This is a genomic window from Curtobacterium sp. MCLR17_039 (assembly GCF_003234745.1).
Taxonomy (GTDB): domain Bacteria; phylum Actinomycetota; class Actinomycetes; order Actinomycetales; family Microbacteriaceae; genus Curtobacterium; species Curtobacterium flaccumfaciens.
This window is the reverse complement of the sequence record NZ_QKTF01000022.1, coordinates 23,483-33,971: the sequence shown is the minus strand read 5'-3', so window position 1 is coordinate 33,971 and position 10,489 is coordinate 23,483. Positions and strand designations below refer to the sequence as shown.

At 71.3% G+C, this 10,489-nt stretch carries 11 protein-coding genes; 10 read left to right on the top strand and 1 reads right to left on the bottom strand.

The window, feature by feature from the left end; translation table 11 throughout:
* The first annotated feature begins 272 nt into the window (after positions 1-272).
* The 9 genes from DEJ00_RS17480 to DEJ00_RS17440 all read left to right on the top strand — a co-directional run bounded on the left by DEJ00_RS17480 (position 273) and on the right by DEJ00_RS17440 (position 7,773).
* The gene (locus tag DEJ00_RS17480; RefSeq protein ID WP_111058236.1) at positions 273-788 is read left to right on the top strand and encodes an N-acetyltransferase; all 516 of its coding nucleotides are present in this window, start codon (positions 273-275) and stop codon (positions 786-788) included.
* Positions 785-1,456, top strand: a complete 672-nt coding sequence (locus DEJ00_RS17475) for an HAD-IA family hydrolase (protein ID WP_111058235.1) — start codon at positions 785-787, stop codon at positions 1,454-1,456. Before DEJ00_RS17480 ends, DEJ00_RS17475 begins: the two co-directional genes overlap by 4 nt.
* Before the next feature lie 29 nt (positions 1,457-1,485).
* On the top strand, positions 1,486-3,246 hold the full coding sequence (locus tag DEJ00_RS17470) for an AMP-binding protein (RefSeq protein WP_111058234.1): 1,761 nt from the start codon (positions 1,486-1,488) through the stop codon (positions 3,244-3,246).
* Between the two features lie 20 nt (positions 3,247-3,266).
* Positions 3,267-3,806, top strand: a complete 540-nt coding sequence (locus DEJ00_RS17465; protein WP_111058233.1) for a GNAT family N-acetyltransferase — start codon at positions 3,267-3,269, stop codon at positions 3,804-3,806.
* Between the two features lie 31 nt (positions 3,807-3,837).
* Complete coding sequence (locus DEJ00_RS17460; RefSeq protein WP_111058232.1) at positions 3,838-4,698, top strand: hypothetical protein; 861 nt, start codon at positions 3,838-3,840, stop codon at positions 4,696-4,698.
* 49 nt (positions 4,699-4,747) lie between these two features.
* On the top strand, positions 4,748-5,233 hold the full coding sequence (locus DEJ00_RS17455) for a luciferase family protein (protein ID WP_220038893.1): 486 nt from the start codon (positions 4,748-4,750) through the stop codon (positions 5,231-5,233).
* Positions 5,234-5,396: 163 nt separating this feature from the next.
* Complete coding sequence (locus DEJ00_RS17450; RefSeq protein WP_111031071.1) at positions 5,397-6,329, top strand: ABC transporter ATP-binding protein; 933 nt, start codon at positions 5,397-5,399, stop codon at positions 6,327-6,329.
* Positions 6,326-7,189 carry an ABC transporter permease gene (locus tag DEJ00_RS17445; RefSeq protein ID WP_111058231.1) on the top strand — a complete coding sequence of 288 codons (864 nt, stop codon included), beginning with the start codon at positions 6,326-6,328 and terminating at the stop codon, positions 7,187-7,189. The genes DEJ00_RS17450 and DEJ00_RS17445 overlap by 4 nt, the downstream gene beginning before the upstream one ends.
* A 95-nt stretch (positions 7,190-7,284) precedes the next feature.
* The gene (locus DEJ00_RS17440) at positions 7,285-7,773 is read left to right on the top strand and encodes a hypothetical protein (RefSeq protein ID WP_111058230.1); all 489 of its coding nucleotides are present in this window, start codon (positions 7,285-7,287) and stop codon (positions 7,771-7,773) included.
* A 12-nt stretch (positions 7,774-7,785) separates the two neighbouring features.
* Here DEJ00_RS17440 and DEJ00_RS17435 read toward each other — a convergent pair whose 3' ends face one another.
* The gene (locus DEJ00_RS17435) at positions 7,786-8,391 is read right to left on the bottom strand and encodes a dihydrofolate reductase family protein (protein WP_111058229.1); all 606 of its coding nucleotides are present in this window, start codon (positions 8,389-8,391) and stop codon (positions 7,786-7,788) included.
* Positions 8,392-8,502: 111 nt separating this feature from the next.
* Between DEJ00_RS17435 and DEJ00_RS17430 the strand changes: the two genes are divergently transcribed.
* Positions 8,503-10,446 carry a family 43 glycosylhydrolase gene (locus tag DEJ00_RS17430; RefSeq protein ID WP_146248008.1) on the top strand — a complete coding sequence of 648 codons (1,944 nt, stop codon included), beginning with the start codon at positions 8,503-8,505 and terminating at the stop codon, positions 10,444-10,446.
* Positions 10,447-10,489: the final 43 nt, after the last annotated feature.

Genomic DNA, 10,489 nt, shown 5'->3' with positions numbered 1-10,489 from the left:
CCGAACGCGGCACCGCCGAGGACGAGGGCGCCGGTCGTGGCGAGGGTGATGGAGGTCTTGAGGCTCTTACGCATCGTGATCAGTCCTTTGCTGTTGTCGCGCTCGGCGCGGTTGCTGTGTGCGCGCCGAACACACCCTTGGTGGGGTGGAGAACCAGCGATGTGCGGCTGGTGAGCGCTCCGGGTGTTTCCCGGTCGTTGCAGGTGATTCGGCGTCGTCCGCCAGACGGATTGGAACGAGTTCTCCGGGCCTGTCGCCCCTAGGCTCGGGTCATGCGGGGAACAACGATCCGACCGACCACGGAGGACGACTGGGAGTCCGTCCGGGCACTGCGGCTCGAGATGCTCCGGGACACCCCGAAGGCGTACGGGGAGCGGCTCGCCGACGCGGAGCGGCTGCAGGAGCGTGACTGGCGTCGACGCGGCCGCCGTGAGCACGACGTCGGCGGGACCACCCTCGCCGCGATCGACGCCGACGGCCGGTGGCTCGGGACGATGGGGGTGTTCGTGCCCGGCCCCCGGGTCGGGCCGCTCCTGGTCGGCGTCTACGTCGCACCGTCGCACCGGGGTCGCACCGCCGGTGTCGCCGATGCGCTGCTCGACGAGATCGAGGTGTGGGCGGCTGCACACGGGTCGGCACTTCGGCTGCGCGTGCACGAGGGGAACACTCGTGCGCAGGCCTTCTACGCCCGACGTGGCTACGAGCCGACGGGTGCGACCGAGGCGTACGTCCTCGAACCGAGCGAACTCGAGGTCGAGATGATCCGGCAGCTGCGGGGATCGCTGTGAGCGGCGGGACGGCCGGAGCTGCCGGGCCCGCCGTGCGGTGGCTGCTGCTCGACGTGGGCGGGGTCCTCGAACTCGTCGACGACGCCGCCTGGCCCGGACGCTTCCGGGCGCGGTGGGCCGAGCGTCTCGGGATGACGACGGACGACTTCTCCGCTCGCCTCGTCGCGGCCGACCTGCCCGACGCCTCCCGTCGGACCGGCGTCGTCGACCGGTACTGGGGCGCGATCGGTACGGCGCTCGGGCTGGGGGCCGACCAGCTCGCCGTCATGCGGGCCGACTTCTGGGATGCGTACTGCGGAACCCTGAACCAGCCGTTGTACGACTTCCTCGCCGGACTCCGCGGCACGATCGGCCTCGCGATCCTGTCGAACTCGGGCGATGGTGCTCGAGAGGAAGAGGAGCGGCGCTTCCGGTTCTCGGCGGTGTTCGACCCGATCTGTTACTCCCACGAGATCGGTGTGAACAAGCCCGATGCCGACGCGTTCCGGATCACCCTCGAGCGCCTCGGGGCGGACCCGGACGAGGTGTTCTTCGTGGACGACGTGCCCGAGAACATCGAGGCCGCACGTGCGCTCTGCATCGGGGCGCACCTGCACGTCGACACCGACGAGACGATCCGGGTGCTCGGTGCGGTCGTGCGGGGGAACGGCCGGGCGACCGGGCGCTGACGGCGGTCTTCGTGAGCATGCCGAGACGGATGCGGCATGATCGGTCCGTGCCTGATGTGAACCCGACCGCCGCGTACCGTGCCGCCCGCGACCAGCTCCTCGCCGCGGACTCTCCCGAAGCGGCACGCGCCGGGTTCCGCTGGCCGGACGTCGGCGACACGTTCAACTGGGCGACCGACTGGTTCGACGTCATCGCGACCGACAACAGCCGCACCGCGCTCTGGATCGTCGAGGAGGACGGTCGTGAGCAGCGGCTCAGCTACGCCGAGATGGCCGCACGGTCCGATCGGCTCGCCGCGCGCCTGCACGGCTTCGGCGTGCAGCAGGGCGACCACGTCCTCGTCATGCTCGGCAACCAGCTCGAGCTCTGGGAGACGATGCTCGCCGTGATCAAGCTCGGTGCGGTCATCCTGCCGACGTCGACCATGCTCGACACCGCGGACCTGCAGGACCGCGTCGACCGGGGCTCCGTGGCGCACGTCGTCACGAACCGGAGCGAGACGCACAAGTACGACGACGTCCGCGGGTCCTTCACGCGCATCGTGATCGGCGGTCCCGCTGACGGGTGGACGGAGTACCCGATCGACCTGGGCGAGCCCGCTCCCACCGACGAGGTCCGTCCCCACGTCGTCACCCGCACGACCGACCCGTGCCTGGTCTACTTCACGTCCGGCACGACGTCGAAGCCGAAGATGGTCGTGCACACCCAGACGTCGTACCCGGTCGGACACCTCAGCACGATGTACTGGCTCGGCGTCCGGCCCGGTGACGTGCACCTGACGATCAGCTCGCCCGGGTGGGGCAAGCACGCCTGGAGCTGCTTCTTCGCGCCGTGGATCGCCGAGGCCACCGTGTTCATCCACAACACCGCGCGCTTCGACCCCGCTGCACTCCTCGCGCAGCTCGAGCGGGCCGAGGTCAACACGTTCTGCGCGCCGCCGACCGCGTGGCGGATGATGCTGCAGTCCGACCTCGGCGTGAAGCCGCGCGCGCTCCGCGAGCTCATCTCGGCCGGCGAGCCGCTCAACCCCGAGGTCATCGGCCGGGTCGAAGCGGCGTGGGGCCTCACCATCCGCGACGGGTACGGGCAGACCGAGACGACGGCGATCATCGGCAACGCCCCGGGTGCCGCCGTGACGCCCGGCGCGATGGGCAAGCCGCTCCCCGGTGTGACCGTGACGCTGCTCGACCCCGTGTCCGGCGAACCGGGCGACGAGGGGGAGGTCTGCCTTGACCTCACCGAGCGGCCCGTCAACCTGATGGCCGAGTACCTCGGCGACCCCGACCGCACGGCCTCGTCGATGCGCGACGGCTTCTTCCACACCGGCGACATCGCCGTCCGCGACGCCGACGGCGAGCTGACCTTCATCGGCCGCACCGACGACGTGTTCAAGTCCTCGGACTACAAGGTGTCGCCGTTCGAGGTGGAGAGCGCGCTGCTGGAGCACCCGGCCGTGGCCGAGAGCGCGGTCGTCCCGGCCCCTGACGACGCCCGTCTCAACGTCGTCAAGGCGTACGTCACGTTGGCCACCGGATGGGAGGCGTCGGCCGAGACCGCCAGGCAGGTCCTGGAGTACGCACGCACGGCTCTCCCCGCCTACGCGCGCGTCCGCCGCGTCGAGTTCGCGGAGCTCCCGAAGACCATCTCGGGCAAGATCCGCCGCGTGGAGCTCCGGGAGCGCGAGGAGCAGTCGGTGAGCAACGGCACGCGCGCCGAGGGGGAGTGGCGCGACGACGAGTTCCCCGGCCTCCGAGCACCCCGCCCGCAGGCCGGCCCCGCTGCCGGCTGACCGGCTGACGGAGATCACCCATGGTCGTCGTACTGCGCCCGTGGTCGCTCGACGACGCGGCTGCGCTCGTCGCCGCCAGTCGGTCGGATCCGGACCTCGCGACGCAGTTCCCGGACGTCGGGCTCGGCGACGATGAACAAGCCCGCACACACGTCAGGGGCGCCCTGCGGTTCGACGGGCAGGCGAAGAACTGGGCGATCGTGGAGGACGGAGTCGCGGTCGGCAACGTCGGACTTGCGGCGATCGAGTTCCGGCACGCCACGGCTTGGGCGCACTACTGGTTGGCGGCCGGTGCTCGCGGCCGCGGGCTCGCCGCTCGTGCGTTGACGAGTGTGTCGACCTGGGGCTTCGATGCCGGGCTCTTCCGCCTCGAACTCGGACACCGCTCGAACAACCCCGCGTCGTGTCGAGTCGCCACGATCGCCGGGTTCCGCGCGGAGGGCGTCGAACGGCAGAAGCTCCGGTACGGCTCGGAGCGGTTCGACGTGGAGACGCACGCCCGGCTGGCGACCGATCCGGTGCCGGACCTGCCCGGTTTCGCGGTCCGGACGACGTCGTGAGGGCTGCCCCGGTCAGTCCTAGGCTCGACACGTGGAACTGATCGAGGACGCCTCACGCGGCGACTGGTTGCTGGCCCGGGCTGGCTCGTTCGCCTCGTTCGGCGGCGTCGCGGGCACCGGGTTCGAGGCGTACGCCCGGATCCTGCACCCGCTCCGAGCGGATCGCGAAGACCGTACGACCGTGGACGAGTACGACGAGCACCCGGTCCTCGAGTCGGCCGAGTGGCGCTGGGCCGACGTCGCCGAGCGCACCCGTCGGACGATCGACCCGCTCGTGTCGTGGCAGACGTTCAGCGGGCGGGACGACGAGTCGGACCTGCCCTTCGACGACGGCTGGGTCGTCCATCCACCCGAAGAGGGCTGGTACGAGCCGAGGCAACTCGCCGCGCTCACCGAGCTCCTCGCCGAGGCGACGTCGACCCCGGACGACCTGGTCGGGGCGATCTGGGACGGATGGGGGGACCTCAACGGGACGTCGACGTTGGGCTTCGGGTGGCAGGGGAGCGGCGAGCCGACGGCGGCCGAGCGCGTTGAGATGCAGGCGCACATCGACCGGAGGCAGGCGCAGCACCGGCGGGAGCAGGCTGCGCTCCGGGAGTCGCTCGCGGGTCCGCGCTTCCTGTGGCCGGCCCGCGAGTGCTTCCTGCTCTCCATGTCCCTGCCGCAGCTCAGCGACCCGTCCTGGACGGACGACGCCCGCGTGGGCACGTACGTCGGCTTCGGGCACACCCCGCAGATGCTCTGGCCCGAGGGGCACGAGTGGGTGCTCGCCACCGAGATCGACTGGGACTCGACGATCGTCGCCGGGTCGCGGTCGCTCGTCGACACGATCCTCGCCGATGCCCGGTTCGAGGCGTACGAGGTCGACGCGGACGCTTCCCTGTCCTCGTGAGGGCCCGAACAGGAGCGATGCAGCCCGGCCGAGACGGTATCGTCGAGCAATGATCAGGTCCATCCGCCGCGGCGAACGGCCCGCCGTGTCCGACGCCGGTCCCCAGCGTCAGCTCACCGACCGCGCGACGCCGGAACTGTGGGGAGCGCTCGTCGGGAGTGCCGTCGCGCTGCCCGGCGTCGAAGAGGGGCACAGTCAGGTGTCGCCGGCGTCGTCACGCGCGTTGTTCCTGCGCGATCAGCGCGACCACGTCGTCCCGTGGACGTCACTGGCGCCGGACGGACGACTCGAGCCCGTGCACCTGCACGGCGTCGAGGACACCTCGGTCCACCTCTGTCTCCCGGTCGCACGGGGAGCCGAACTGACCGAGCTCGGCTGGGCGATCCCGCACCAGTACGAGGACCACGGGACCGAGTTCATGGTCTACGGCCCGCGCAACGTCGAGGAACTCGCGGTCGTGCTGTCGATCATCGAGGAGAGCCTCGCGTTCGCTCGCGACCCTGGCGACGAACGCCCGGCGCACCACCCCGCCTGACCACTTCGCGTCCAGCGACACCTCACGGCCGGCCGCGCGCGTGAACTGTCGCCCAGCGCGAAAACCCGCGCGACCCCGCCACCCCCGCGTCACCCTGTGGGAGCACACATCTCCCCCCAACGGCGGACGCGGCGACGCCGAGCGCTCCCGTAGCGTCGAGGCCGTGATCGAAGTCAGCCATCTCACCAAACAGTACGGTCCGAAGACCGCCGTGGACGACGTCTCCTTCGTCGTGCGTCCCGGCAGTGTGACCGGCTTCCTCGGGCCCAACGGCGCCGGGAAGTCCACCACGATGCGCATGATCATGGGGCTCGACCGGCCCACGTCGGGCAGCGCCACCGTGAACGGCCAGCCGTACACGAGCTTCCGCGACCCGCTCCGGCAGGTCGGCGCCCTGCTCGAGGCGAAGGCCGTGCACTCGGGGCGCAGCGCCTACAACCACCTGCTCTCCCTCGCGGCGACCCACGGCATCCCGAAGTCCCGCGTGCACGAGGTCATCGACATGACCGGCCTCGACTCCGTCGCGAAGAAGCGCGTCGGCGGGTTCTCGCTCGGCATGGGGCAGCGCCTGGGAATCGCTGCCGCACTGCTCGGGGACCCGAAGACCCTGATCCTCGACGAGCCCGTGAACGGCCTCGACCCCGACGGCGTCGTGTGGGTACGACAGCTCGCCCGCCGCATGGCCGCCGACGGCCGCACGGTGTTCCTCTCCAGCCACCTGATGAGCGAGATGGCACAGACCGCCGACCGCGTGGTCGTGCTCGGCCGGGGCAAGGTCCTCGCCGACGCCCCGATCGCCGAGTTCGTCGCCGGTGGTGGCGCCGCTGCCGGCACCGATGCCGCCGTCAGCCGCGTCATCGTCCGCACGCCGGACCCGAACGGCCTGTTCACCGCGATCGGCCCGAACGCCGCGGTCACCCAGCGCGAGGACGGCTCGTTCCTCGTCGTCGGGCCCGACGCCCCGACGGTCGGCAACATCGCTGCGCAGGCCGGCGTCCCCCTGCACGAACTCACCCCGACCGGCGCGAGCCTGGAAGAGGCCTACATGGCCCTCACCCGCGACGACGTCGAGTACCGATCGGAGGGCACCCGATGAGCGCCACCACCTCGCCCACCACGCCGTCGACCCGGATGAGCGGCTCGACCCGCCTGTCGTTCCCGCACCTGGTGCGGAGCGAGTGGATCAAGCTGCGGAGCATCCGGTCCACGTTCTGGTGCTACGCGATCCTGGTCGTCGTCACGATCGGCATGGCAGCGCTGGTCGGTGCGAACACGAACAGCGGCGGCCAGGACCTGCCGACGGACATCGCCAACGGCACCTTCGTCAACGCCAACACCGTCGGCGTCCTGCTCTCGTCGCTCGTCGTCGGCGTGCTCGGCGTCCTCATCATCACCGGTGAGTACGGCACGGGCCAGGTCCGCTCGACGTTCACCGCCGACCCCCGTCGCACCGGCGTGATCCTGGCGAAGGCCACCGTCCTCGCCCTCACGACCTTCGTGGTCAGCGCCGTCGCCACCTGGATCGGCGTCCTCATCTCGCTCCCGCTGCTCGCCGGCAACGGTGTCGAGCCGCAGATCGGTGACCCCTCGGTGTTCCTGCCGATCCTCGGTTCGTCGGTCTTCCTGACCCTGCTGGCGCTCCTCGCCTACGGCATCGGTCTGCTCGTCCGCTCGAGCGCCGGCGGCATCGCGATCACGCTCGGCATCCTGTTGGTCCTGCCGGTGGTGCTGGGCCTGATGGCCGGGCTGATGAACGTCGAGTGGCCGACGAACATCGCCGCGTTCCTGCCGGACATGGCCGGCGGCCAGCTCTACGCCTACGCGTACGACGGCGCGAGCGAGGCCGACAACAGCGGGGTCGTGCTCAACGGATGGGGCGGTTTCGGCGTCCTCGCGGCCGAGGTCCTGGTCATCGGTGGTCTCGCCCTGACGCTCGCGCGCCGTCGCGACGTCTGACGCGACCACCCCACGGCCGGGAGGCGCGGTGCCAGCCGGCACCGCGCCTCCCGTCGTTCCGCGGTGCGGGTCCACCGCGTCACTAGGCTCACAGCGTGCGTTCCGTCCCCGCCCTGCTCCTGCCCGCGATCGCGGGCGTGCTGCTGCTCGCCGCCTGCTCCGGGTCGCCGCCCGTCGACGAGGCCGCGCTGTCCGCCTGGGAGAAGCGCCAGATGGCCACCCACTCGGACCGGGAACTCGGGGCGATGTACGCCGAGGAATCCGCCCGGCAGAGCGCGACGGGGAACGACGACGAGATCGACCGTGGCGTCACGATCACGTTCGCGCACCCGGAAACGGTCGACCACCTCGAGTTCTCGTGCTTCGGCGACGGGCACATGAGCGGTTCCGTCACGGTCGTCTCCGGGAGCACGTCGCGGAACAACATCACCCAGGCGATGCCCTGCGGCGACGGAGAGCAGCGCATCGACCTGCGGCGGACCTGGCGTGCCGACGTGGACAGCATCTCCTTCAACGGGTTCGACAGCGACCGCGACAGCGCCTGGAACGTCCGCGTGATCGGCGCAGAGCCCGTCGAGGACTGACCGAGCGAGCGCTCAGGACCGCCGGACGTCGTACCGGTGCAGGGTGACGCCGTTGTCGTAGCGCTGCTGCTCGAGCAGGTCGAGCTGCACGAGCGGGCGGTGCCCCGAGAGCGGCGGATCGAACAACGGGCGGCCGACGCCGAGCACCGACGGGTGCGTGAAGAGCATGACCTCGTCGAGCAGCCCGGCATCGAGCAGCTGACTCGCGATGCTCGGTCCGCCCACGCCGATGTCGCCTTCGCCGGAGGCACGGATCGAAGCCAGCTCGGCGATCGCGTCGCCGTCGCCACCGATGACCCGGGTGTCGTGGTCGGCGGTGGTCCGTGTGCGGGACACCAGGATCTTCGGCTGCGCGGTCCAGATCTCGCCGTACTCGCGCAGGTACTGCGGCATCGACTCGTCGTGCCGGGCGTCGGGCCAGAACGGGTCCATCATGTCGCGCACCACCCGGCCCTCGACGGACAGGGTCATCGCGGCGGCGCGGGCGTTGAACTCGCGGTGCAGCGGTTCGTCGATCCGGATCCAGTCGGGTCCGTCCAGGCCGTCGTGCTCGCCGGGGGCCCGTTCGACGAACCCGTCGACGGAGACGTTGATCCAGTAGACGAACCTCGCGGGCATGGCATGACTCCTTCGTCGAGCCGAGCGTACGCTCGCGCACGTCGCACGTCGCCCGTCGACACCCGCAGTCCCTCCAGCAGCACCTCCCTCAACGACGAGAGCAGGTCAGGCATGCGCCGATCGTCCACCGCACTCCTCGCCGTCGTGACGTTCCTCGGCGTCGCGACCACGGGCCTCCAGGCTGCACCAGCGGATGCGTCCGCGGTGCCGGGCGGGACCACCCGGGCGACCACCACCACGACCGTGGCGTCGAGCGCCGCGGGCCGGCACGGCCGCGCGGCACCCAGCCACCAGAACCCGGTCGCGCTCGGCCTGCCGGACGGGCAGACGGCGGCGAGCTGCGCCGACCCGACCGTGATCCACGGCGCCGGACGCGACCGCAACTGGTACCTGTACTGCACCACCGACGCGCTCACCGCGACGGAGCAGAACCCGGACGGGTCCCTCGTGCAGCACACGGTGCCCACGTACCGGTCGACCGACCTGACCCACTGGACGTACGTCAACGACGCCTTCCCGACGAAGCCCGCCTGGGTGGGCGACGCGAACGGGATCTGGGCGCCGGATGTCGTGTACCGCGCCGGGGACCGTGGTCGGGCCGGCACCTGGTACCTGTACTACGCGGCGTCGGACACCCCGTCGGCGACGGGGCCGAGCGGCGGCGGCTCCGCGGTCGGGGTGGCGACGAGCTCGAGCCCGACGGGTCCGTGGAAGGACTCCGGCGGACCGGTGGTGGCACCGCAGACCGCGCCGAACGGCGACGGCGCGCGGTGGGCCTTCGACCCCGAGGTCATCACCGACGGCGGCACGACCTACCTGTACTTCGGCAGCTACTTCGGCGGCGTGAACGTCCGGCGGCTCAGCGCGGACGGCCTGCGATCCGACCCGTCGACCGAGCGGCAGATCGCGATCGACAACCGCTACGAGGGCGCGTACCTGATGCGGCACGGCGGCTGGTGGTACTTCATGGGCTCCGCCACGAACTGCTGCAACGGCGCCCTGACCGGCTACGGCGTCTTCGTCGCCCGGTCACGGAGCCCGCTCGGGCCGTTCACGGACCGCGACGGTGTGGCGATCACGAGCACCCGGGTCGGCGGCACGCCCCTGCTCGCGCAGAACGGCAACCGTTGGGTCGGTACCGGTCACAACACCGTGGTCACCGACTTCGCCGGCCAGGACTGGATCATCTACCACGCGGCCGACCGCACCGACCCGTACTACGCGGGGCAGCCGACCTACACGAAGCGGCCGGCGCTGATCGACCCGCTCGACTGGCAGGGCGGCTGGCCGGTCGTCCGCGGTGGGGCGGGGCCGTCCGACACGGTGCAGCCGGGGCCGGTCGCGCAGCCCGGGCAACGGCCGACGTACCGGGCGTCCACCGCCCCGGTCGACGTGCCGGGGCGGACGATCCGCGGGCTGTCGACCTCCTTCGACGATGCCGCGCTGCCGGGGGAGGAGCCCGGAGCGCTGCCCGCCGCGCTCACGTGGACGCGTGCGCCCGACCCGTCCACCTGGACCGTCGCCGACGGCACGTTCCGCTGGCAGACGCAGGACGCCGACATCCACCCGCCGGCGACGCCGCTCGCATCGGTGTTGTCCGAACCCGCGCCCCGTGGTGACTACGTGCTCCAGACCACGGTGGGGGTGGACACTCCGGCCACCGGCGACGGCCTGAACTACGTGCAGGGCGGCCTGATCGTCTGGGGTGACGACGGCAACTACGTCCGGCTCACGTCGAACTCGATCTTCAACACCCGCCAGACCGAGTTCGGCAAGCAGGTGTCCGGGCAACCGGCCGGGGCACCGAGCTACGGGAACATGGTCGTCGGTCCGGTCGGGGACACCACCACGCTCCGGATCGTCCACCGCGAGGTCCGGGGTGAGGGCCGGTACACGGCCTACACCAGCCTGGACGGGCGGCACTTCGTCCGGGGCGGGACCTGGACGGCGGACCTCGGCAGTGCACCCCGCGTCGGGCTCATCTCGCTCGGAGGCCCCGGCTTCACCAGCACCTTCGAGGACCTCCGCGTGAGCACGGTCGCGACGCGTCGCTGACGGCGTGGGTGTGCAAAACACCGGTGTTCGCAGGCTGAACCGC